Origin of the sequence: Staphylococcus sp. Y174-1 (genome assembly GCF_049897865.1) — a bacterium.
Taxonomy (GTDB): Bacteria; Bacillota; Bacilli; order Staphylococcales; family Staphylococcaceae; genus Staphylococcus; species Staphylococcus saprophyticus.
On record NZ_JAFCXB010000005.1, the window covers coordinates 58787 to 84513 of the forward strand.

The 25727-nt window shown below is 34.8% G+C and carries 17 protein-coding genes, 1 tRNA gene and 2 pseudogenes; 12 read left to right on the forward strand and 8 right to left on the reverse strand.

Translation table 11 applies throughout. The features are described from left to right. Positions 1–33: 33 nt before the first annotated feature. Positions 34–768, reverse strand: a complete 735-nt coding sequence (locus ACP7BT_RS12320) for a poly-gamma-glutamate hydrolase family protein (protein ID WP_037539122.1) — start codon at positions 766–768, stop codon at positions 34–36. Between the two features lie 57 nt (positions 769–825). Here ACP7BT_RS12320 and ACP7BT_RS12325 point away from each other — a divergent pair, with 57 nt between their 5' ends. Together ACP7BT_RS12325 and ACP7BT_RS12330 are read left to right on the forward strand one after the other, a co-directional pair. Next, positions 826–1059 (forward strand): hypothetical protein, encoded by a 234-nt coding sequence (locus ACP7BT_RS12325; RefSeq protein ID WP_370874724.1) that lies wholly within the window; start codon positions 826–828, stop codon positions 1057–1059. 162 nt (positions 1060–1221) lie between these two features. Further along, a complete protein-coding gene (locus ACP7BT_RS12330; RefSeq protein ID WP_426303780.1) occupies positions 1222–1959 on the forward strand; it encodes an alpha/beta hydrolase in 738 nt (245 codons plus the stop codon). A 502-nt stretch (positions 1960–2461) separates the two neighbouring features. Here the strand turns inward: ACP7BT_RS12330 and ACP7BT_RS12335 are convergent. Beyond that, positions 2462–2833 carry an iron chaperone gene (locus tag ACP7BT_RS12335; protein WP_041079856.1) on the reverse strand — a complete coding sequence of 124 codons (372 nt, stop codon included), beginning with the start codon at positions 2831–2833 and terminating at the stop codon, positions 2462–2464. Between the two features lie 189 nt (positions 2834–3022). Continuing rightward, positions 3023–4330: a branched-chain amino acid transport system II carrier protein gene (gene brnQ, locus ACP7BT_RS12340; RefSeq protein ID WP_041079857.1), complete on the reverse strand. Its 1308-nt coding sequence runs from the start codon at positions 4328–4330 to the stop codon at positions 3023–3025. A gap of 298 nt (positions 4331–4628) precedes the next feature. Between brnQ and ACP7BT_RS12345 the strand changes: the two genes are divergently transcribed. The 3 genes and pseudogenes from ACP7BT_RS12345 to ACP7BT_RS12355 all read left to right on the forward strand — a co-directional run bounded on the left by ACP7BT_RS12345 (position 4629) and on the right by ACP7BT_RS12355 (position 9001). Next, a complete protein-coding gene (locus ACP7BT_RS12345; RefSeq protein WP_172969229.1) occupies positions 4629–5960 on the forward strand; it encodes a sodium-dependent transporter in 1332 nt (443 codons plus the stop codon). A 337-nt stretch (positions 5961–6297) separates the two neighbouring features. Continuing rightward, positions 6298–8110 (forward strand): annotated as a pseudogene (gene lip, locus ACP7BT_RS12350) (YSIRK-targeted triacylglycerol lipase). Between the two features lie 339 nt (positions 8111–8449). Beyond that, positions 8450–9001: pseudogene (locus tag ACP7BT_RS12355) on the forward strand (GNAT family N-acetyltransferase). A gap of 555 nt (positions 9002–9556) precedes the next feature. Here ACP7BT_RS12355 and ilvD read toward each other — a convergent pair. After that, positions 9557–11251 carry a dihydroxy-acid dehydratase gene (gene ilvD / locus ACP7BT_RS12360; protein ID WP_002484243.1) on the reverse strand — a complete coding sequence of 565 codons (1695 nt, stop codon included), beginning with the start codon at positions 11249–11251 and terminating at the stop codon, positions 9557–9559. A gap of 310 nt (positions 11252–11561) precedes the next feature. On the opposite strand from ilvD, the gene ACP7BT_RS12365 reads away from it, so the two are divergent. Both ACP7BT_RS12365 and ACP7BT_RS12370 read left to right on the forward strand, forming a co-directional pair. Continuing rightward, the gene (locus ACP7BT_RS12365; protein ID WP_041079860.1) at positions 11562–12341 is read left to right on the forward strand and encodes an arylamine N-acetyltransferase family protein; all 780 of its coding nucleotides are present in this window, start codon (positions 11562–11564) and stop codon (positions 12339–12341) included. Between the two features lie 163 nt (positions 12342–12504). After that, entirely contained in the window at positions 12505–13488 is a 984-nt protein-coding gene (locus tag ACP7BT_RS12370) for a LysM peptidoglycan-binding domain-containing protein (protein WP_037539117.1), read from the forward strand. 93 nt (positions 13489–13581) lie between these two features. Here the strand turns inward: ACP7BT_RS12370 and ACP7BT_RS12375 are convergent, their stop codons facing one another. Then, complete coding sequence (locus tag ACP7BT_RS12375) at positions 13582–13860, reverse strand: hypothetical protein (protein ID WP_002484239.1); 279 nt, start codon at positions 13858–13860, stop codon at positions 13582–13584. Positions 13861–14061: 201 nt separating this feature from the next. Here ACP7BT_RS12375 and ACP7BT_RS12380 point away from each other — a divergent pair, with 201 nt between their 5' ends. Then, on the forward strand, positions 14062–14943 hold the full coding sequence (locus ACP7BT_RS12380; RefSeq protein ID WP_041079861.1) for a GNAT family N-acetyltransferase: 882 nt from the start codon (positions 14062–14064) through the stop codon (positions 14941–14943). 110 nt (positions 14944–15053) lie between these two features. Continuing rightward, positions 15054–16298 carry an ammonium transporter gene (locus tag ACP7BT_RS12385; protein WP_011303890.1) on the forward strand — a complete coding sequence of 415 codons (1245 nt, stop codon included), beginning with the start codon at positions 15054–15056 and terminating at the stop codon, positions 16296–16298. A 184-nt stretch (positions 16299–16482) separates the two neighbouring features. On the opposite strand, the gene ACP7BT_RS12390 is transcribed toward ACP7BT_RS12385, so the two are convergent. The 3 genes from ACP7BT_RS12390 to gltC all read right to left on the reverse strand — a co-directional run bounded on the left by ACP7BT_RS12390 (position 16483) and on the right by gltC (position 19333). Next, positions 16483–17253, reverse strand: coding sequence for a YibE/F family protein (locus ACP7BT_RS12390; RefSeq protein WP_041079862.1), 771 nt, complete (start codon positions 17251–17253; stop codon positions 16483–16485). Further along, positions 17250–18365: a YibE/F family protein gene (locus ACP7BT_RS12395; RefSeq protein WP_041079863.1), complete on the reverse strand. Its 1116-nt coding sequence runs from the start codon at positions 18363–18365 to the stop codon at positions 17250–17252. The genes ACP7BT_RS12390 and ACP7BT_RS12395 overlap by 4 nt, the downstream gene beginning before the upstream one ends. An 80-nt stretch (positions 18366–18445) precedes the next feature. Then, entirely contained in the window at positions 18446–19333 is an 888-nt protein-coding gene (gltC, locus tag ACP7BT_RS12400) for a glutamate biosynthesis transcriptional regulator GltC (RefSeq protein WP_002484233.1), read from the reverse strand. 137 nt (positions 19334–19470) lie between these two features. Between gltC and gltB the strand changes: the two genes are divergently transcribed. The 3 genes from gltB to ACP7BT_RS12415 all read left to right on the forward strand — a co-directional run bounded on the left by gltB (position 19471) and on the right by ACP7BT_RS12415 (position 25606). Next, positions 19471–23973 (forward strand): glutamate synthase large subunit, encoded by a 4503-nt coding sequence (gene gltB, locus ACP7BT_RS12405; RefSeq protein ID WP_075339920.1) that lies wholly within the window; start codon positions 19471–19473, stop codon positions 23971–23973. Positions 23974–23993: 20 nt separating this feature from the next. Further along, on the forward strand, positions 23994–25457 hold the full coding sequence (locus tag ACP7BT_RS12410; protein ID WP_002484230.1) for a glutamate synthase subunit beta: 1464 nt from the start codon (positions 23994–23996) through the stop codon (positions 25455–25457). A gap of 56 nt (positions 25458–25513) precedes the next feature. Then, positions 25514–25606: transfer RNA gene (locus ACP7BT_RS12415), tRNA-Ser, on the forward strand. Positions 25607–25727 lie beyond the last annotated feature (121 nt).

Genomic DNA, 25727 nt, shown 5'->3' on the forward strand with positions numbered 1-25727 from the left:
ATGATATGAACAGTGACTGTGATTGATTCATATTTATTTTGCTTCAATCGTGTCCTTAAGGGCCTGAGCAAAATCATATAGGGTCATACTCCAATTACTTTGATCAGAACGCGAATTAAATGATAAATCTTGGTTATTAAAGAAAGATTGACGTAAACCTGTAGTCAATTCTAACTGTACACCTGCATTTTCAGCGTTCTTATTAGCAATGTTTTGGCTGGATTCCCCTTCTAGATGACTAGGAGATACCTCTACATTAAAGCCATTTTCAGTTAGTTCATTTTCAATTGAATCTTTAAGTGTTTCATCTTTGCCCCCAATGTATATTGTGGCATCATTACCATCTGCCCCGTGAATCATTACAGAACTGGAAACCTTTTGTTGCATTGATTCAATGATAGGTTCATCAAAATTTGTGGAAGTTACATGGAGATCAGAATTGTCTGATGGTCGAATACCTTCAAACGCATAGTAGCGATATGCGCCTTTATTCGCAGTTAATTTTGCGGCTTCAGAAGTTCCAGCTTCAATGTTACCACCGTGAATAGCACCGATAAGTGTGTCACTATTATTATCGTTATAACTGAGTTCCCAATCTGTACCTTCGTTTGTATTATCCATTAAGTCAGTCATAGACTGATAAGTATCTTCAGCTCTTAAATCTGGAGAGAAAATAATTAAAAGCAACATTAACAAGATAGTTATAACAGAGAGACGGAAATTGTAAATTTTGATGAATAAGCGTAATTTATTATTTTGAAAAGACATATATTGCTCCTATAGATATTAATAAAAATTATATAAATATAATATTATAAATTTATAATGATAAAAATAAAATATTTATATAATTTAAGAGGAGAATGTATAGATGTTTTTAGTGAAATTGAAAAGACAATCAAAAATAATGGCTATGAATCAGATTTAAATGTAAAAATATCATATCAACATAATGTAAGTCGAAAAACACAAGTACTGTATTTAAATGCTATTATTGATAGCTTTAATGTTTATAATGATGAATCTATTTATGAATTACAGTTTTTCAGTAAGAATTAAGCATAGGAAATTGAATTTGTAGTACTTCCTTTTAAAGTGATATGTTGTGTCTATCATTTTGAAAGGAAGTTTTTTAATTGTATGATTAAAATGAAAGATTTTGTTGGACAAGTTCTGTTCAATTACAATACATAAGGAAACTAAAATTTGGAGTGACAAATAATGATAAATGTGAAGGCACCGAATCCAATATTTTTGGAACATGAAGCGTCTGAAAAGGCGATATTATTGCTTCATTCTTTTACAGGAACCGTACGAGATGTAAAACTATTAGCAACAAAATTACATGAAGCGGGATTTACCTGTTATATACCGGCATACAAAGGACATGGTTTAATGCTTGATGAATTAATGGCATTTGATGTTGATGATTGGTTAGCAGATGCAACGGCCGGTTGCCAATTTTTAAAAGATAAAGGATATTCAGAAATTAGTGTGTGCGGTATTTCGCTAGGTGGTATCTTGTCATTGAAATTGGCAGAAAGCAAAGAGATAAGTTCAATAGCGATTATGTCTACACCTTATAGAAAAAGTGATGCGGGTCTTTCCGGTAGACTTGAAGTTTATGGACAGCGTATGGGGAGTTTAGTTGGTCTTGAACAAGCAGATATTGACCAACAGTTGGCTGAAATTGAAAATTATAGTCCTCAGCTATATAAGTTTCAATTATTGGTAGAAAATGTCATGGCGCATTTAAAGGATATTACTGCACCGATTGCAATTAAATATGGCGAGCAAGATGATGATGCTTATGAAACGAGTGCACATTATATTTATGAGCGCATCCAACATGAAGACAAAGAAATGAAAGGCTATGGCCCGTCTAAACATTTGATGACTTATGGTGAGGGTCATCTGGAAGTAGAACAAGACATCATCGCATTTTTTGAAGATTATTAGATAAAATATTCAAAAGGATGGTATGTGTCAATGAAACAAGTAGAAAGAAGACTTGATAAGTTCGATAAAATTGCACTTGTGATATCGGTAATACTTTTTATCGTGAACGGGGTGTTCATGTTTAATATCATATCTGTTCATAGAGGCGTCTCGTCACTTGTTTTAGCACTATCCATGATAGTACTATATTATGTCATAGTTAAGAAACAATCGAAAAAACTAGGATACTTGTATCTAATCTGCGCTATTTTATTTTTAATATCTGGAATTATGGCTTTTATATAAAAATAGAACCTATAAACATTTGCTTTAGCCATTCAAAAAATATTTCCAATTTATTATTAAAATGATAGTGAAACATTTAAATAACTGATATGAAGTGATTTCACTGAATAAATAGAATCATAGAACCCCCCCTCACTGGAAAACTAGCTGAGGGGGTCTTGTATGTGGTTTTCATTTTTAGTGAATCAGTACAAAAAAGAAAGATGTATTTTTCAAATTATGGTCTCCAGAATGTATCACAATTGGATTTATCCTCTATATTGTATTGAATTATAGCTTTTAGTAATGCGTAATCTATGTCTTGGCTCCATTTTATTCGAAAAAGGTTATTGGTCTGCGAATAACTAGCTGCCTCAATTTGTTGTGCATGTTCACTTAAGGCTTTAGTTTCAGGAGCGATTGAAAAATGTTGTTTCGCAACGCTAAATCCAATGATAAACGTGCCGTGATCCGTAAACATAGGCTGATTCCATTTTATCGTTGTTTCCAAGTTAGGAAATGTATCTGCAATCCAGTTCAAAACTTCAGACAATGTTGTTCTGTGTTTGTCGTTATCAATTGTTTCTAAAAATGTATTGAATGTATCCATGACAATGCTCCATTCTATATGTTTTATTAATCATATGACAATTGTATGTATTTGCTTATACTGATTATAACAAATGACAATAATATATATCTTCTTGTAGCTAAAAAAGAGTATTCGTCTACCTCATTTAATCTAGGTAACGAATACTCAATGAATTTCAAATCATATATTTAAGTGTGGCATGTCAGGCTATTTAGATGTCCTGACGGTTTTATTTTTTAAGAAATAATCAATGATTAATCCAATAAATAATAAAATAATGAATGGAAGCAACCAGCTTAATTGTATATCTGATAATGGTAGTACTTTATATAATGAAATTAATGGCTGGAACAGGTTAAAATCATTAAATATTTGTAACAACGAAATGAATAGTGTTATAAGTGTTGGTAATATAAATGCATATTTCATCTCAAATGGGATGAAAATACTTACCAATGATATAAGGACTAATACAATCGATGTTGGATAAATAAATGTTAAGAGTGGTACAGCGATTTGTAAAATCAATTCTAAGCCTAATGTTGAAACTAAAAAACCTAATAAAGAAAAGATAAAAACAAACATCTTATAGGATATTTTTGGTAATTTCTTCATAGCAAAAGCTGCGCAAGCATTAACTAAACCAATACATGTTGTTAAACATGCCAAGATAACAATAATGCCAAACAATAAGTTTCCGATTGAACCAAATACGCGTAACGAATTGAATGTTAATATACCAGTTCCATCTTTAAAGCCTTCATGACTTGTAGTCGCGCCCACATACGCTAGTGCAAAATAGATAATTAATAATAATATGGCTGAAATCAGTCCGGATTTAATTACATTTTTTACAAGCGTCTTATGATCGTTTACACCGCTCATTTTAAACATTTGAACGATGACTACAGAAAAGGCTAATGCTGCTACTAAATCCATAGTGAAGTAACCTTCTAAAATACCTGACACGATGGGTGTTTGAGCATATTTGCCACTCGCTTGTCCGATTGAACCTTCAGGATTAATGATTACTAATATACATAAGACTGCAATAATAATAATTAATATCGGCGTTAAATATTTTCCAAGGTTATCAATAATGCGATTTGGATAAAGCGCAATTAGATAAACAACTAAGAAAAAGATAAGCGAGAATATAATTAAAGTGAAATGATTATGTACCGGCAAAACATGGTTGGTTCCGATTTCATAGGCAACGTTAGCAGCCCTTGGAATACCATAAAGTGCTCCGATAGATAAATAAATACAGATAGCAAAAACAGTACCAAAGATTGGGTGTACTTTATTCCCAATACTTTCAACGCCACCGTTCATATATGCCACAACGATCACAGTTATATAAGGGAGTAAAATACCTGTAATAGCGAATCCAGTCATAGAAACCCACATATTTTCTTGAGCTGTATAACCTAACATAGGTGGAAATATTAAATTTCCGGCCCCGAAGAAAAATGAAAATAACATAAGACCAGAAATTAGTATGAGTTTATTCATTCTTAATACCTCGATTTCAAGGAGATTGTCTTGTACAAAACACATGCTACTTTATCATAAATTGAATATATATTCAATGAAATGTCAGATAATTTATAATATTTAAAGTATTTTTTATATGAAAGTTCATGAAACATTCATATGTTATTATAGCTTGCTATGACTGGTGTCATGGTTTTAATAAGGAAATCATGTGTAAAAATATATTGAGTCAGTCATAAAAAAATGTTATAGTAGATGCTATGTCACGCGAACGCTTTAACGCAATAAAGCTTTGTAAAATATAAAGGATGTAAAAATAATGAATAAACAATCACAATGGAAATCCTCGACAGGATTTATTTTAGCAAGTGCTGGCTCTGCTATCGGACTAGGAGCTATGTGGAAATTCCCATATATGGCTGGCATATATGGTGGTGGTGCGTTTTTACTAATGTTTCTAGTATTTACGATATTTGTAGGATTGCCACTACTTATAATGGAATTTACTGTAGGTAAAATGGGGAGAACCTACACAACTAAAATATATGAAAAATTAACGAAAAAGCGTTGGCTTAATGTCATTGGCTGGAACGGTAATTTAGCAGTATTTATATTATTTGGTTTTTATAGTGTCATTGGTGGCTGGATCGTTATATATATCATCAATGTAGCGTTTCAAATATTAACTTTTAGTAATGATCAATTAGGAAGTATAGCATTTGAGACGATTATAGGAAATCCTTGGTTAACCATTACGGGTCAAGGTATCTTTATTTTATTAACAATGATTATTGTTATGATGGGTGTCGAAAAAGGCTTAGAGAAAGCATCTAAATTTATGATGCCATTACTGTTTATCTTTTTAATTGTGATTGTGATTAAATCACTTTCTTTAGAGGGTTCAATGGAAGGCTTGAAGTTTATCTTAGAACCACGTTTAGAAGATATATCCATGGAAGGTGTCTTATTTGCACTTGGACAATCATTCTTCACTTTATCTTTAGGAACAACGGGCATGATTACTTATGCTAGTTATGCTTCGAAAGAAATGACTATTAAGACTTCTGCAGTTTCAATTGTTGCTATGAATATTTTGGTGTCGGTATTAGCAGGAATGGCGATATTCCCAGCAATCGCTGCATTTGGTTACAGTCCAACTGAAGGTCCTGGCTTATTATTCAAAGTATTACCAAAAGTATTTGATCAAATGGCTTTTGGACAAGGATTCTATTTAATTTTTCTAATTTTATTCTTGTTTGCAGCACTGACTTCTTCTATATCATTACTTGAATTAAACGTCTCAAACTTTACTAAAAATGATAATTCAAAACGTAAACCTGTTGCTTTTTATGCTAGTTTATTAGTGTTTATGATTAGTATACCTGCTACATTGTCATTTAGTAGTTTAAGTGGTATTCAATTTGGCGCAGGTTCAATATTTGATAATATGGATTTTTTAGTTATTAACATATTAATGCCTTTAGGTGCATTAGGGACAACGTTAGTGGTAGGCCAATTGCTAAACAAAGATGATTTAAAAGCCCATTTTGGAAAAGATAAATTTAAATTATTTATGCCGTGGTATTATCTAGTGAAATTTATTTTACCGGTCATCATCGTACTAATATTTATTGCTCAATTTATCTAAAATGTACTCGTCGTTATTTGGCGAGTGCTTTTTTGATTGCGCAAAATTAAATTGCACTCTATCATTGACTTGAGAGCAGTTATTTAGTAAAATCTAATTAAATTATTTATTAAAAGTTTTAATTTTTTAGATACGATGTATGGACTTAATGTCTTAAATTATTCTTTTGATAAATAAAAATTTTCGAAAACGATGTAAGCGTTTTCTTTTGAAGGGGTTGAGTCGTATGAAAGCTTTAATTGGTAAGTTTTTTGAACTGATACCACGTTTTATCGTTAATCTTTTCATATAGTTTTATTTGAATGTGTATAAAATCATTAACCAAGAGGTGTTGAACATGGATAAAAGACAAAACAAGTACAGTATACGTAAATTTACTTTCGGCGCTTCTTCAATTTTAATAGGTTCATTACTATTTTTAGGTGTAGGGACAGCTCAGGCTACTGAAGAAGACCATCATACTGAAACAAAGGTACAACAATTGAGTGGGAATCAATTGGGGAATGATAAATAAGAAAAATTAGTGAATGAAACATCAGCAATACCGGTTGAAAATGATCATACACAAGCGAATGATGAAAAAATACGAATAATACAAGCTTACATACTGAACAACAATCCGATCAAACAAAAGCAATTGATAATAAAAATACAGTAGATCCGGAATACAACGCAAAAGATAAAGTACAACAAGAGCAAGCAGACGAAGTAGACCCGCAATATAACCAAGCAGACAAAAATAAGCTGACGGAAAATACGGATACGTTATCAACTGAGCGCCCATCTCCTAACAAAGAAGCGGCTGTTACTACAGATAAGTCAGGACTATCGTTTGATAAATTAAATGGTGAAAAAGCGGCAAATACCAATTCAGATGACGAACGTAAAGATAATCAAGATAAATCACTAAAAGCATTAAAAGAAAGCGCGGTAGCAACACCGAAAAATCAAACTCAGCAAGCTGTTAACAAAACAGCTGAACTACCAAATAAAACTGCTAAACAAGGACAGTATAAAAACCAAGACCCAATCATTTTGGTTCATGGCTTTAATGGTTTCACAGATGATATCAATCCATCTGTTTTATCGCATTACTGGGGTGGCGACAAATTAGATATTCGCCAAGACTTAGAAAGTAATGGATATGAAACATATGAAGCAAGTATAGGTGCATTAAGCAGTAACTATGACCGTGCCGTTGAACTTTATTACTACATAAAAGGTGGTACTGTGGACTATGGTGCAGCACATGCTGAAAAATATGGACATAACCGATACGGAAAAACATATGAAGGTGTGTATAAAGATTGGCAGCCAGGACAAAAAGTACATCTAGTAGCGCATAGTATGGGTGGACAAACGGTAAGACAATTAGAAGAACTGTTGCGTAACGGCAACAAAGAAGAAATAGAATATCAAAAAGCGCATGGTGGTGAAATTTCACCATTATATCAAGGTACGAATGACAATATGATTAATTCTATTACGACTTTAGGTACGCCACATAATGGTACAATTGCCGCAGATAAATTGGGTAATGAAGCCTTTGTAAGACAGTTGGCCTTTGATTATGCGAAATTCAAAGGTAATAAAAACTCTAAAGTAGATTTTGGATTTGGACAATGGGGACTTAAACAAAGAGAAGGGGAATCATATGTTAAATATGTACAACGTGTACAAAATAGTGCACTTTGGACAACGCAAGATAATGGTTTCTATGATTTAACACGTGAAGGCGCAGAAAAGTTAAATAAAAAAACGTCCCTAAATCCTAATATTGTATATAAAACCTATACTGGTGAATCTACAAGACCGACATTATTAGGTAAGCAAAAATCTGATATCGGCATGTTCTTCCCATTCACTGTTACAGGTAATGTGAGTGGGAAAGCAGCAGAAAAAGAATGGCGTGAAAATGATGGTCTGATTTCTACAATTTCAGCACAACATCCATTTAATCAGCCATATACAGAAGCAACAGATCAAATTCAAAAAGGTATATGGCAAGTAACACCTATCAAACATGTTGGGATCATGTAGATTTCGTTGGTCAAGATGCATCGGATTATAGCCATCCAACAGAAGAACTACAACAGTTTTGGCATGGTTTAGCCGATGATTTAGTACGTAACGAACAATTTGATGCATAATTTGTGCGATAAATTTTGCGAAGGAGGTTATGATGATGTCAGGTGACTTATTCGATTTATTAGGTTCTTTCTTCAGAGTAATAAAATCTTTATTCTTTTAATAAAATAGTAAAATATGATATCAGTTCGCTAAGATGATTTGAACATCTAAGCGTAAGTTAGTTATTTATGAGAGATTTATTAAGTAAAATTGCTTTTATAAGCTATATATCACAAGCTCTTTCTTAAAGTAGGCACGCAATATGTGTAAACTTTTTAGGAAGAGCTTTTTTATGGATGAAAGTATATTTATTAAATAATCATGCGTATAATACGTACTAATAGTTGGGAGGCGTTTCAATGATTCCATTTTCAAAAGGTGAATTAGTAGCCATAGACGATGCTATAATTGATGAAATTTATTATTGGAAGTATGAAGAAAAGCAACAAGCAGCTAAAAAATGGAATGGACCGTATATTAATGAACCCAAAATAGATAAATCTACATTTTTTGAGCGAACGAAACAAGGGCGTTACATTTATCCAAATGTAGAAAGTACGTTAGCTATTATGGCTGATGGTCAATTTATAGGTACAGTTGGATCGTACTGGGTGGATAAAAATACAAATTGGTTAGAAATAGGTATTGTCATCTATGATACAAAGTTTTGGGAAAGTGGTATTGGTTCTGAAGTATTTAAATTGTGGGTAGATTATTTATTTGAACAGAACTTTGTACATCGACTTGGTATTTCCACTTGATCTGGTAATAAACGGATGATAAAACTTGCAATGAGGGTAGGTATGAAAGAAGAAGCTTGTATTCGTCAAGCAAGAATTGTAGAAGGCCAATTATATGATGCGATTAAAATGGGCATACTGCGAGATGAATGGACATACTTAAATGATTAACATGAAAAAGGTTAAAAAGGAGTGAGCGCTTGCACCTATGCTCTAATAAAAAAGGGGTTTGAGACAACTATTTATGTCCCAAACCCATCAAATAATTTTTGAAAATTATTTACCTGTGAATAAACCAACGAATTTTTTGATGATATCAATGAAAAAGGTCATGTAACTCACCTCGCTTTGTTTTGTTACCCTTTCTTTAATATAATTGTGCTCAATTGTGTTGAGTAATCCCTAAGTAGTGAAAAAGCATTCGCAAATGGTATAGCGAGGAAAAATAAAAACAATTGCGCATGCTAAAGTGTCTTGAATGGAATTGTTTTATTTTTGAGCAAAATGAATAGGCCGAAACTTCATTTGGAGTTTCGGCCTATTCAATCATATACACAGTAGTTAGCTGTTTTTTTAAATGTAAAAGACAAGTTCACGAAATAGATTGCTAGTATAACTAGAACATGACATTAAAATCGTTTAGTCATGTTTCAAATGTGGTTCTAATGCTAGAAATAACTATTAATAACAAGCGACATTACGCTGCTACTTGCCTATAAAGAAAATTTAGTCTGTGATAGCTCCTTTTGAAGCGGAGGAAACAAGTTTAGCATACTTAGCTAGCGTACCTCGATTGGCTTTTAAAGGTGGTGCTTGCCATTGTTTGTTACGACGCTCAAGTTCTTCATCTGATACATCAAAACTAATTTCAAGTTTTTCTGCGTCAATGGTAATCGTGTCGTTTTCTTCTAATAATGCCATCGGACCGCCAACTTGTGATTCTGGCGCTGCGTGTCCGATAACAAGACCATGAGAACCGCCAGAGAAACGGCCATCTGTGAGTAACGCTACAGATTCACCTAATCCCTTACCAACAAGAATGGATGATGCAGATAGCATTTCAGGCATGCCAGGTGCACCTTTAGGGCCAGCATATCGAATAACGACCACGTCACCTGGTTTGATTTCGTCATTTAAGATGGCTTTGGTAGCCTTGGACTCGGAATCAAATACGCGTGCGGGTCCTTTGATATAAGTTACGCTTAGACCTGAGATTTTTGCAACGGCGCCTTCTGGAGCAAGGTTCCCTTTCAAGATGACAAGCGGTCCAGTAGCGTGTTTTGGATTGTCAAAATCAATGATAGATTTATTATCGGTTAGGTCAGGTTGTTGTTCAAGGTTTTCAGCAACAGTCTTGCCAGTTACGGTCAAGCAATCTCCATGGATTAAGCCTTTGTCATGTAATAATTTCATAACTGCTGGAATACCACCGACTTCATCAAGATGTGCCATGACGTATTTACCACTTGGTCTCAAGTCAGCGATATGTGGGACACGCTTACGAATTTTTTCGAAATCATCAAGTGTTAAATCGACTTCGATTGTATGTGCAATAGCAAGTAAATGTAAAATCGCATTGGTAGATCCTCCAAGTGCCATGACTACAGTAATTGCATTTTCAAATGCTTCTTTAGTCATAATATCTTTTGGATAGATGCCTTTTTCTAATAGTTTATAAACGGCTTTACCTGCTGCTCTGCTGTCTTTGGATTTATTTGTAGAAACTGCTGGATGCGAAGCACTTCCTGGTAAACTCATGCCCATGGCCTCAATAGCAGATGACATCGTATTGGCAGTGAACATACCGCCACAAGCACCTGCACCTGGACAAGCGGCACATTCTACTTTGTGAAGTGCCTCTTTATCTATTTCGCCATTATTATACTGTCCGACGCCTTCAAAGGCAGAAACAGCATCTAAATCTTTACCATCCAATTTCCCAGGCAATATTGTGCCGCCATAAACAAAGACGGCTGGTAAATTAAGACGAGCGATACCAATCATACATCCCGGCATGTTTTTGTCACAACCACCAATAGCGACAAGTGCATCTAAATTTTCAGCACTGACAACTGATTCTATAGAATCCGCGATAATTTCACGACTTGGTAAAGAGAAGCGCATACCGTCTGTTCCCATTGAAATACCATCTGATACTGTAATGGTATTGAAAATAAGTGGCGAAGCCCCTGCCTCACTAATGCCTTGTTTTGAAGCACGAGCTAAACCATCAATATGCATATTACATGGCGTGACTTCACTCCAAGTACTTGCAACACCAATCATTGGTTTTTGAAAATCTTCATCTTCAAAGCCGAGTGCCCGTAAATAAGCTCGATTGGGTGTACGACTGACACCCTCACTAATTACTTTGCTGCGAATACGTAAATCTTTTGGTTGTTCGCTGTGTTCTTTAGTCAAATAATTACCCCCATTAAAATAGTTTGATAGATATTGAAATATGAATTTAAAAGTTTGAAAAATCAGAAAAATTGAATTGATAACCTATAACAACTTTAAAAACATCGAATATACACCGTATCTATTTATTAGTCTAGTGTCAAATCTATCAATACATATATGTATTGTCTTACCCGTTTTTGTTATTTGCAAATAATAAAAATTGAAAAAATCGATAAATGTGTAATGTATATAAATTGTATTAGTCTAGCAAAATTTATTAAAATGAATTGTATTAGGGAGTATTTTAAATTTAAAAAGGGTGAAGACAATGACGGATTTTAAATCATTAGAAGATTACTTAAATATTAATACAGAAAAGTATCGTGACAATGATTTAACAACACTAAATCATTATATATATCAATATGTTATTAATGTACCTTTTGAAAATATCAATGTGCAAAATAAGCAACCGATTGCTTTAGATGATGAGACGATGATTCATAAAATTGTTTCAGAACACAGAGGTGGTTATTGTTACGAACAGAATCGTTTGTTCCATAGTTGGATAACGTCCAAAGGGTTTGATGCTTATATGATATCAGCAACAATCAATACGGGTAATGGGTGGGCCATGGCCGGTTCTCATATGGCATTAATTGTACAAATAAATCAAGAAAAATATTTAGTGGATGTGGGTTATGCCGATGTACCTAAACAAGCGATGCCATTAAAAAATGAACCGGAAGTGATTGAGGATGTGAATGGATATTTTCAAGCGTCGTGGATTGATACGCAAACGATTGATATGAGTAAATATAAAGATGAGGCTTGGGAAATTCAATATCGCGCGATTGACAAAGCGCAAGCAATCATGGATTTCGATGAAGCGATTCATTTTAATCAGTATGATGCGCATTCTATATTTGTAAAAAAATTAATTGTTAGTAAAGCAAAGTTGTATGGACGCGTAACATTATCTAATAATTATTTAACGATTACGGATCATGGTGAAAAAGAAAAAATTCCTGTAACACAAAGTAATTATCAGACACTATTAAAAGCATATTTTGGTATAGAAAATATAAAATTACGACCTTTTGAATAAATCTTAGTTGTTTGCGGTTTAATTTGAACGCAACCGAGTTGTTCTCTTTTGTAATGATAATGTCATATAATTAATATACTCATTTACAGGTCGAGGGTGTATAATGAACAGGTGAGTATAGAGATGAAGCGAAAAAAGAGAATATTTGGGAGGTTTACATAAATTGCGTAAAAAAATTATTGCAACTGTAATCGGGACAAGCGCATTAGCTGCAGTTACTTCGACAAACGCAGATGCTGTAACAACTTATAAAGTTAAGAGCGGCGATTCATTATGGTCTATAGCGAATAAATATAATATGTCAGTGGCTAAGTTAAAGTCGCTTAATAATTTAACGTCAAACGTTATTTTTCCGAATCAATCGTTAAAAGTATCTGGTTCAACAAGTTCTAGTACATCGTCAAATACATCTACAGGATCAACATACACGGTTAAATCGGGTGACACTTTATCAGGGATTGCTGCAAAATATGGCACAACGTATCAAAAAATTATGAGCCTAAATGGTTTATCAAATTTTAATATTTACCCGGGACAAAAATTAAAAGTATCAGGTACAGCGTCTTCAAGTAGCTCAAATACTTCAGGGAACACAAGTAGTGGCAGCACAACAACCTATACAGTTAAATCGGGTGACTCATTATCAGCGATTGCTGCAAAATATGGCACAACGTATCAAAAAATCATGAGTTTAAATGGTTTAACTAACTTTAATATTTATCCAGGTCAAAAATTAAAAGTATCAGGTAAAGCATCTACAGGTGGTTCAGGATCAAGTTCTACTGGATCTGCTGGGTATAAGACACCTGTCTTTAATCATTCAAATTTATATGACTGGGGTCAATGTACGTGGCATGTATTCAATAAACGTGCCCAAATTGGTAAAGGAATTAGTACATATTGGTGGAATGCCAATAACTGGGATACAGCTGCAGCAGCGGATGGTTATACAATAGACCGCAAAGCGACTGTTGGTTCTATCTTACAATCTGATATGGCATATTATGGTCATGTAGCATTTGTAGAATCTGTAAATGCTAACGGTAGTATAACGATTTCTGAAATGAACTATAGTGCATCACCAGGTATTGTGACTTATAGAACAATTCCTGCTTCACAAGTAAGTTCTTATGTATATATTCATTAATAATAAATTAAAAAAAAGACTCGAATCATGGTATGGATGTCCATATTGTGATTCGAGTTTTTTTAAATAGAACTTGGGTTGGTTTGTTGGTGACTAGATACTTACTTCACCTTTACGAACAGATTTTAAACGTTTTACTGTTGAAAATAGTGTGCTCGCAAGTGTGAAAGTTGAAAATACTTTTGCGAATTTACGTGGTGATTTTAAAGCTGTATAAAAGTCTAATACAGCCCCAACACTAGTTATGGCAATGCTTGCGTAAATTAATTTTTTATTTCTTGATTGATAGGCATACCAATTAAAGCCTTCTACAGCAATGCCTACAAAATTAAGTGTGTTGGAAATGCGATTTATTTTAGTTTTTTTAGCCATTTATCGTAAAGCCTCCATTTTTGAAAATAGTTATCTTGTTTCGTATTATACCATTAATATACATTCAATTAAGATTGTCTGAAATTTGATGTGTATGGATAATAAAATATGATAACATAAGCGTTGATAGTATAAAACCAGTTTGATTCATTAATATAAAGTTAGTATGGAACGGAAATTGATGCTGTGGGGTGTTGAGTAATGATTAAATGTGTGTGTTTAGTAATTGAAGAACAAGAGAAATTATTGCTTGTTCAGTCAAGGAATAGAGAAAAGTATTATTTTCCAGGCGGCAAGATTGATATAGGAGAGACGTATAAACAAGCGTTACAAAGAGAATTAAATGAAGAACTACAATTAGATATACCTGAGTCATCTTTAATTTATATGCATACCGTTGTTGGCGAAGCCTACCCACAAAAAAATATGAAAACAGAACTCAATTGTTTTTATACGACGGCAGATATAGATTGGTCTACCTTGGTACCAAGTCAAGAAATCACTGATTTACAATGGATAGATAAAAAGGATGAACATAAAATTGCGCCTGCTGTTATTACATGGATAGAAGAACGGCAACATTTTGAAAATATAGAACGAGAGATACCTTTCGTTGAGCTTGTTCCCTATACTGAGAAATTGATAAGTGATGTGAAACATATAGCGTTAGACATTTCTGATCGTCAATTTACTAAAACACCTGTTGAAAATATCAAACTCGCTGCGGATGATAGCGAAAGGCATCCTACGCTCATTTATAACCATAAGCAACAATGTGTTGGCTTTTTTACTTTACATGAGGGGCAAGGCGTGGCGCCATATACTACAAATAAAGCCGCAATATTTTTTAGGTCATTTAGCATTGATAAAAACCAACGTGGGAAAGGTTACGCCAAAAAAGTCATGGATGCATTACCAGCCTACTTGAGTAAACAATTTCCAGATATAGATGAAATTTATCTCACTGTTAATAATGACAATATCGTAGCACAAGCATTGTATAAACAGGCCAATTATGAAAATGCGGGAACATCTACTTTAGAAGGTCGATCTGTTTATATTTTAAGGCGGACAATTAAATAGTTATGATATGGAATGCGTTAGAAAAGGTAACATAAAGTGTTATTTTTCCTGACGCATTTTTGCTATTTATATGGAATGGGTTTATGCTCCGGTATAAAGGAGTGAGTGCTATGAATATGAATGATACATTATTTTTGTTTCTTTGTACGTTACTAGTGTGGTTAATGACACCGGGGTTAAGTTTGTTTTATGGGGGATTGGTTCAATCTAAAAACGTATTGAATACAGTCATGCAAAGTATGTCGGCAATTGTTATAGTAACGTTTGCATGGATGTTATTTGGATTTAGCTTTAGTTTTGGATCTGGGAATTCATTTTTTGGAGATTTTACATATATAGGTTTAGCTCATGTTGGTTTTAGTACACAATCAGCAATTTCACCGCATATACCTTTAGCGCTGTTTATGCTATTTCAGTTGATGTTCTGTACCATTGCAGTTTCAATTTTATCAGGATCAATAGCTGAAAAAATGAAGTTTATACCTTATTTAATTTTTGTGTTTTTATGGGTTATCTGTGTATACAGTCCTGTTGCACATTGGGTATGGGGTGGAGGTTGGATTGATCAATTAGGTGCGATTGATTATGCAGGTGGAACAGTTGTGCATATAACGTCTGGTATATCTGGTTTGGTCTTAGCAATTATGATTGGTGCAGGGAAAAACTTTGATAAAAGACCGCCACATAACCTTATTATTACACTTATTGGCGCAATTTTCGTTTGGATTGGGTGGTATGGATTTAATGTAGGGAGCGCATTGTCGTTTAATAAAATAGCGATGATTTCATTTGTGAATACGGTGCTCGCAGCGAGTGCAGGTGCCTTAGGTTGGTCAATGATAGAGTATTGCATGAAGAAAACGACGAGTTTGATAGGTATGTTGTCGGGCATGCTTGCAGGATTAGTTGCTATTACACCGGCTGCCGGTTTCGTAGGATATATGAGTGCTGTGGTGATTGCGCTTATAGGCGGTGTGTGTTGTTACTTCGTCATTAATTACATTAAAGGGAAATTACATTATAATGATGCTTTAGATGCATTTGGCATACACGGTGTAGGGGGTGTGGTCGGTGCACTTTTAACTGGTGTATTTCAGTCACATCATATTAATGGCGATGTGGTAAATGGGCTTTTATTAGGCGGAGGTATGATGCCCGTAATCAATCAGTTGATAGCTGTAGCTATTACCATTGTATTTAGTGGGATCATGACTTTTATTATTGCGAAAGTGATTGCCCAATTTAGTGAACTAGGGACAGATACAGAAGAAGAGGCACAAGGCTTGGATTATGTTGTACATGGGGAGCGCGCTTATTTTAGTGGCGAATTAAATAAATTAAATAGACGTAAATAAATATAAAAAACCAGTCTGAAACAATCGTTGATGTTTCAGACTGGTTTTTAGTTAGTTATGAGATGGCAGCACTGAACATACAATTTATGACGTCTATGATTACATCCACAGTGCAACATAATATGAGGTAGGATGATGCTTTGAAACAATACAAAGAAGAACTTTGGATACGCTGTCCTTAAAATTAACGATGGGTGTCTGGTGCTTTTTGATTTTTGATTAATAATGCTGTTAACCATGCAGTAATTGGGATGCTTATAGCAACTGCGATACCGCCAAGAATAATAGAAATGAATTCTTGTGCGAAAATTTTAGAATTTATAATGTGCCCAAAGGAATAGTTAAGCTTGAAAAACCAGAAAAACAATGTCAATTGACCACCGAAATAAGCGAGATATATCGTATTGGCTGATGTTGCTAATATTTCACGACCGACCCGCATACCTGAATGAAATAATTCTTTTTGTGTTAAATTAGGATTTGTTTCGCTTAATTCATACATTGGAGAACTGATTGTAATAGCTAAATCAATAACAGCGGCGATCACAGCAAGTACGATGGTAAATACCATAAATTTCACCATATCTATACCGATATTCATAGAAAAGATATAAGTTTCGTCCTGTTGTTCGGTTGTAAACCCTTGTAAATGTCCGATTGAAACGGATAAATATATAGCTGCGATTAATATGACTGTCGTAACGATTGTAGCGTAAAATGCAGCTTTTGTTTTTGTATTATAGCTATTTAGTACAAACAAATTACAGGCTGCAATAACAATGCAGAATATAAGTGTAACTAGATAAATAGGTACACCGAATATGATGAGTATAATTGAAATAAATAAAATGACAAAATTTAAAAACAGTGTCAGATAAGAAATCAATCCCTTTTTCCCACCAAAGATCGACATTAATATAAATAATATGAGACCTAATAATGTTATCGCACTCATGATTTAACACCTCGCAATTTAAACCAAACTTGCATCAATAGAATGGTGATGGGAATTGTTAAGACAATGCCAATACCACCCGTGATTGCCCGGGAAATTTCCAATGACCAATTCATAGAAATTGTATACGTAATGGTGTTTGCATTTTTTAAGTAAATTAGGAGCATAGGCAAACTTCCGGATAAATATGAAAATAGTAATATATTTGTCATTGTTCCCATAATGTCTTGTCCGATGTTACGTCCTGCAAGTGCCCAACGTCTCATACTGATATCAGGTGTACGACGTAGAATTTCAGCCATACCACTGGCAATTGTAATAGCAACATCCATGACAGCGCCTAGTGAACCAATCATGACAGAAGCTAAGAATACTTCCTTTGGTGGCAAGGTTAGAAAACTCATAGTTTCGAATTTTAAACCAGAGCCATCAGTTATTTGAATGATGCATTGCGTAATACCTACGCATAAGAATGTGCCAAGTAAAGTGCTGATAATGGTGATGAGTGTCCGCCATTGCCAGCCTGTGACGAGGACTAGCGTTAATGTCGTAGAAATGAAGATGCCGATGCTCATTAGGCCGAACAGACTGATATTTGGCGATTGATTATGAATATAAATCGCTAATAATACAATACATGTATTGAGCGCAAGAGATAGAATCGATTGTAAACCTATTTTTTTACCTACTAGTAACACGGTTAATAAAAATATACCAGTTATCGCAACGACTAAACTATCGCGTTTCTTTTCCGTTATATAGGCGGTGCTGAGATTTTTGTCAACGTGCAATAAGACTTTATCATTTTTTGAAAATGCTTCACTGTCTGCTTGTGACTCGGTATATTCATGTGTGATTGTAGTTGTTTTACCTTCGAATTTACCATTTAAAATATGAATATGTAATGTTTCTTTATGCTTAGTATCTTTGTTGTGATGTTCATCTGACACTTGTGTTGATTGAGTATTGTTTATTTGTGTAATTTGCCCAATCGGTGTGTCATAGAATTTAGCATTAAAAAAAGTGAATATGAATAATCCAACAAAAATAATGCAAAAGGTAAGTACAACCCAATTGAAGGGGCGTGTTAATAATGTTTTAACAAACTTCAAAATATATTCAGTCCTCTCTTTATAGACAATGCGATTATACGCGCATCGAGAACTTAACTCAAAGATTTATGAAAAAGTATTTAATGATATGTGGCGCTACGACTTAGTAACTGGTCAATCGTAGATAACATGAGTTGAATATCATTTTTTCTATTATCACGACGAATGATGCTACATATGGTCCGTTTTAACTCTGTGTGTTCTAATGAGATATCTATCCATTTTTGGGGATTTTTATCTAAGAGTTGATAAGATGGTGCGATGATATAGCCTCGACCTTTATTTAATAAGTATTGAGCTAACTGTGTACTAGTTACTGTGCGAATAGGCGTTTCTACGACATTGGCTAATGTTTGTTTGATGTGTGGTGGTAAAGCATAGAGTTCATAAATCGATTTGTTTGAAAATTGTATTAAAGGTGGGTTCGTTGCCATGGTAATTGGATCATCTTTAGGGACGTAGATATGAAAATTTTCTTCAAATAACGGATTTATTTTTAATGATGTATTTTGTTTGATTTTTTGTGTTAAATCCATAAAGGCGATATCGATTTGGTTTGTAATGAGAGCGTTTAATATTTCGCTTTCTTTCATTAGAATAGGTTCAATAATAGAATCACTGTTATTTTCAAATGCTTGTATCAATAAAGTGAGTACTTGAGAAATATAACATTCAACATAGCCGATTCGTATAATGAAGTGGTTTGACTCTGATTGATTGTGGAACAAACGGATTGTTTCATCAAGTTGGTCGATAATTTTGGTTGCTTCAGAGAAAAACTGTCTTCCTTCATCTGTTAAATAAATATTTCGACCTTCTCTTTTGAATAAGGTAACTTGGAGTTCATTTTCAAGATGAGCAATTTGGCGACTGATTGCTGATTGTGCAATATTTAATTCTAATGCTGCTTCTGATAAATGTTCTCTTTTTGCAACTTCTATAAAATATTTCAATTGTTTAATTTCCATGTATAACCCTCTTTTCAACAATTGTTCTAATAATTAGAATGATATCATCTATTTTATATATTGAACAGATTAATCAACTGCTATATAGTTTACTTACTTATTTAATTTTCAGAATTTTCGTAAAAGAGGTGAAGATCATGGTCGAGTATAAAGAGAAATTGGGGTTATATGATAGTCGCGAGGAACATGACGCTTGTGGTATAGGATTTTACGCCAATATGGATAATAAAAGAAGTCATGATATCGTGGAAAAATCATTAGAAATGTTACGTAGATTAGATCATCGTGGTGGTATAGGTGCAGATGGTGTCACAGGTGATGGTGCAGGCATCATGACCGAAGTACCATATGCATATTTTTCACGACACCTTGATTTTGATATACCTGAAGAAGGTCAATATGCAGTAGGTATGTTTTTTACAAACGAAAAAATTAAAGGTTCTCAACATGAAGCGCAGTTTAACGCGCATTTTGAAGCGGAAGGTCTAACTGTGCTTGGCTATAGAGAAGTGCCTGTAGATATTAACGCGATTGCAGCACATGTAGCAGAAACAATGCCGTATATTCAGCAAGTATTTGTTGCGTTAAATGATACTTCACATATAGAGCGCACATTATTTTTAGCGAGAAAACAAATTGAAAATTATGCAAATCAACAACAATTGGATTTGTATTTCACGAGTTTATCGCATAGAACAATTGTATATAAAGGTTGGTTGCGCTCGGATCAAATTAACGCATTATATGAAGATTTGAATCATGAAGATTTCGTGTCAAAACTAGGTCTGGTTCATTCTCGTTTTAGTACAAATACTTTCCCGAGTTGGAAACGTGCACATCCTAATCGATTGTTAATGCATAACGGTGAAATTAATACAATTAAAGGTAATGTAAACTGGATGCGTGCAAGACAGAATGAGCTTATAGCTACCATTTTTGGTGAAGATAAGGATAAAGTCAAAGATATTGTAGATGAAGATGGTAGTGATTCTGCAATTGTTGATAATGCATTAGAATTTTTATCTTTAGCTATGGAACCAGAGCGAGCGGCAATGCTGATGATTCCAGAACCTTGGTTATACAATAAAGCAAACAACGCTAATGTACGTGCGTTTTATGAATTCTATAGTTATTTGATGGAACCATGGGATGGACCGACAATGATTTCATTCTGTAACGGCGATAAGATTGGTGCGCTAACAGATAGAAATGGTTTGAGACCAGGTCGCTATACCATTACTAAAGATAATTATATTGTCTTTTCATCAGAAGTAGGTGTAGTAGATGTACCAGAAGACAATGTTGCATTTAAAGGCCAATTAAACCCAGGAAAATTACTATTAGTTGATTTTAATGCACATAAAGTGGTTGAAAATAATGAATTAAAAGCACGTATTGCAGATGAACATCCATATGAGAGTTGGTTGAGTCAATTTAAAGTTGATTTGAATTTAGAGCATGTGTCTTATCAACCATCTTCTTGGAATGAAGCAACATTAACACGTATGCAAAAACAATTTGTCTATACCAAAGAAGAAATAGATAAATATCTTACAGAATTGGTTGAAAGTAAGAAAGATCCTATTGGTGCGATGGGTTATGATGTGCCGATAGCAGCATTAAATGAACAGGATGAATCACTCTTTAATTATTTCAAACAATTATTTGCACAAGTTACTAATCCTCCTATTGATGCTTATCGTGAAAAGATTGTTACGAGTGAGTTGTCTTATTTAGGTAGCGAGGGGAATTTGTTACAACCGAGTGAAGATGCGTTAAATCGTATTCAATTAAAACGCCCTGTCATGACGGAAGCACAGTTAAATGTCATTGAAGAAAGCCGATTTAATGTCGCGCGTTTATCAACGGTATATCATGATGATTTAGAAGACGCGCTAGATGTACTTGGTAATAAAGCTATTCAAGCAGTAAAACGTGGAGAAGAAATTTTAGTTCTCGATGATAGTGTTTTAGTTTCAGAAAAAGGTTACGCGATGCCGATATTATTAGCTGTTAGCCATGTTCACCAATTGTTGATCAAAGAAGGATTGCGTATGCGAACAAGTATTGTTGCTTTGTCTGGCGAATCAAGAGAGGTTCATCACATTGCTTGTTTGCTAGGTTATGGTGCTAATGCGGTTGTGCCATATTTAGCGCAACGAACAATTGAAGAATTAGTGCAAAATGAACGTTTAGAAGGGGATACTTCTGAAAATGTTCAAACTTATACAGATACATTGTCTGAAGGTGTAATTAAAGTAATGGCTAAAATGGGTATTTCAACAGTTCAAAGTTATCAAGGGGCACAAATCTTTGAAGCAGTTGGATTATCAGATGAGGTTGTTGAAAGATATTTCACTGGAACGCAAACAAAATTATCTGGCATATCACTTGAGATGATTGATAAAGAGAATAAATCTAGACAGACACCAAAAAGTGAGTACATTGAATCGGGGAGTACATTCCAATGGCGTAAGCAAGGTCAACGCCATGCTTTTAACCCTACATCTATTCATTTATTGCAACATGCGTGTCGATTGAATGATTATGAAAAATTCAAAGCATTTTCAAACGAAGTTAACCATAAGCGTACGGATCATATTCGTCACTTGATGACATTTAAATCATCGCAAACACCAATCGATATCAGTGAAGTAGAACCTGCAAGTGCAATTGTTCAACGTTTTAATACAGGTGCAATGAGCTATGGTTCTATTTCTGAAGAAGCCCACCAAACATTAGCAGAAGCAATGAATCAAATGGGTGGTAAAAGCAATAGCGGTGAAGGCGGAGAAAATCCAGAGCGCTTTATAGTTGATGAAGAAGGACGTAATCGTTCAAGTGCGATTAAACAAGTGGCATCCGGTCGTTTTGGTGTGACAAGTGACTACTTGCAACACGCAAAAGAAATACAAATTAAAGTTGCGCAAGGCGCTAAACCAGGGGAAGGCGGACAATTACCAGGAACCAAAGTATATCCATGGATAGCTGAAGTAAGGGGCTCAACACCAGGTATTGGCTTGATATCACCACCGCCGCATCATGATATTTATTCGATAGAAGACTTAGCACAGTTAATACACGATTTAAAAAATGCCAATAAAGATGCCAATATAACAGTTAAGCTCGTATCTAAAACAGGTGTTGGTACCATTGCAGCGGGCGTAGCAAAAGCCTATGCCGATAAAATTGTTATTAGTGGTTACGATGGTGGTACAGGGGCATCACCGAAGACGAGTATTCAACATGCAGGCGTGCCATGGGAGATTGGATTAGCTGAAACGCATCAAACATTGATGATGAATAACTTGAGATCACGTGTGAAGGTAGAAACAGATGGTAAGTTACTCACCGGCAAAGACGTAGCCTACGCTTGTGCGTTAGGCGCTGAAGAATTTGGCTTTGCGACTGCACCATTGGTTGTTTTAGGATGCATCATGATGCGTGTTTGTCATAAAGATACATGTCCGGTTGGTATTGCAACACAAAATAAAGACCTACGCGCACTATTTAATGGTAGAGCGGATCATGTTGTGAATTTCATGCATTTTGTTGCTGAAGAATTGAGAGAGATTCTTGCGGAACTAGGATTGAGAACAGTGGATGAATTAGTAGGTAGAACGGATTTGTTAACGCGTAAAACCAATCTTGCAACGCGTCAACCTAAAGCTGCATCTATGAATGTTGAAGCATTATTGTATCAACATGATGGAGATAGATATAAGAAGATTGAACAAAATCATCATTTAGATATAGGATTTGACTTAACTGAATTGTATCCTGATGCACAAACAGCGATAAGATCTGGCCAATCATTCGAAGGTCAATATCGCTTAAACAATGAACAGCGTGATGTGGGTGTTATTACTGGCAGTATGATTACAAGAGCGCATGGAGCAGAAGGATTGAGTGAAGATACGATATATGCACAAACGACGGGTCATGCAGGTCAAAGTTTAGCTGCGTATACACCAAGCGGACTGACAATTCATCATACAGGTGATGCTAATGACTATGTTGGAAAAGGCTTATCGGGCGGAAAAGTAATTGTTAAAGCACCTAATCAACAACGTGAAAATGAAATTATCGTAGGTAATGTTTGTTTTTATGGCGCATCTCACGGTAAAGCTTTTATTAATGGTAAAGCTGGCGAGCGTTTCTGTATTCGTAATAGTGGTGTCCAAGCCGTCGTGGAAGGTATCGGAGATCACGGTCTTGAATACATGACTGGAGGCAGAATCATTATATTAGGAGACGTAGGTAAAAACTTTGGTCAAGGTATGAGTGGTGGCGTTAGTTATGTTTTTCCATCTGATGTAGCGCAATTTAAAGCGCAGAATCAACTTGAGAGTTTAGACTTTGATGCGATAACAGTAGATGAAGAACGCAACGTCGTCAAAGATATGTTAGAAGCACACGTTAAATATACCGACAGTACTAAAGCGAAAGAGATATTAGCAGATTTTAATCATATTGCAGATAAGGTAGTAAAAGTGATACCAAAAGATTATAAATTAATGATGCAAAAGATAGATTTGCAAAAACAACAGACGGATGCTTTGGATGAAGCTTTATTAAATGCCTTTAATGATAAGCGTACGCACTTAATGTCAGAACAACAAAAAACAGCCGTATATTAAATCGTAAAGGAGGGATTGTCATGGGTGAATTTAAAGGATTTATGAATTATGACAAACAACAATTACACGAATTATCTTTAGTTGATCGTTTGAAAAATCATGACGCATTCCAGCAAAGGTTTACAAAAGACGAAGCTGCACAACAAGGTGCACGTTGTATGGATTGTGGTACGCCATTTTGTCAGACAGGTGAACCATTTGGCAGAGAAACGATTGGTTGTCCTATTGGTAACTATATACCTGAATGGAATGATTTAGTTTATAGACAAGATTTTAAGACGGCATATGAGCGATTAAGTGAAACGAATAATTTTCCAGAATTTACAGGTAGAGTATGCCCAGCGCCATGTGAACAATCATGTGTTATGAAAATAAATCGTGAATCAGTAGCTATTAAAGGTATTGAAAGAACGATTATTGATGAAGCATATGAAAACGGTTGGGTTAAACCAATTGTGCCAGAACAACGTAAAGATGAGTCTGTAGCCATCGTTGGTAGTGGCCCAGCAGGATTAACGGCAGCAGAAGAACTTAATAAATTAGGTTATCATGTAACGGTATATGAACGTGCGCATGAAGCGGGCGGTCTACTGATGTATGGCATACCTAATATGAAATTAGATAAAGATGTCGTGCGTCGTAGAATATCTATTATGGAAGCTTCGGGCATCCGATTTGAAACAGATACAGAGATTGGTGTCGACGTGAGTAGAGAAGCATTAGAAGAGAAACATGACGCAATCATCTTATGTACAGGATCTCAAAATGCGAGAGATTTACCATTAGAAGGGCGTATGGGATTCGGCATACATTTTGCGATGGATTATTTGACGGAGCAAGGTCAGTATTTGAATGGTGAAATCAAGGAACCAACGATTTCTGCAGAAGGTAAAAATGTGGTCGTTATTGGAGCGGGAGACACGGGAGCCGATTGTGTTGCAACAGCACTTCGTGAAAACTGTAAGTCTATCGTCCAATTTAATAAGTATACGAAACAACCTGAAGCGATTGAATTTGATGAAAATACCTATTGGCCATTAGCAATGCCAGTATTCAAAATGGATTACGCGCATAAAGAATATGAACAGCGCTTTGGATTTGAGCCGCGTGCTTATGGTGTGCAAACGATGCGTTATGATGTTGACCGTATTGGTAATGTGAAAGGTGTTTATACTCAAATTCTGGAAGAAACAGACGAAGGCATGGTGGTCGTAGATGGAACAGAACGCCATTGGCCTGCAGATCTAGTATTGTTATCGATTGGTTTCATAGGTACAGAAACAACAGTACCGCATGCTTTTAATATTCAAACAGAAAGAAACAAAATTGTAGCTGACAACAAAGATTTTAGAACCAATCAACCGAACATTTTTGCTGCTGGAGATGCTAGAAGAGGTCAAAGTCTTGTGGTATGGGCTATTCAAGAAGGAAGAGCTGTCGCAAATGCAGTGGATGAATATTTAAAAGAAAAAACATTAGTATAAGGTAATGATTTTAATTGACTTTTGTCATGGGCTATAATATTATAAATATTGTGTTTGGAGGAATACCCAAGTCCGGCTGAAGGGATTGGTCTTGAAAACCAACAGGGGCTTAACGGCCCGCGGGGGTTCGAATCCCTCTTCCTCCGCCATTATATTTAAAATACCAAGACTAATGATATAGATAAAGCAAGTATTCAATGAAAAATTTGGATGCTTGCTTTTTTAATGCGCTTTTCTACATATTCGAAATTTAAGTTAGGCTAAGTACTT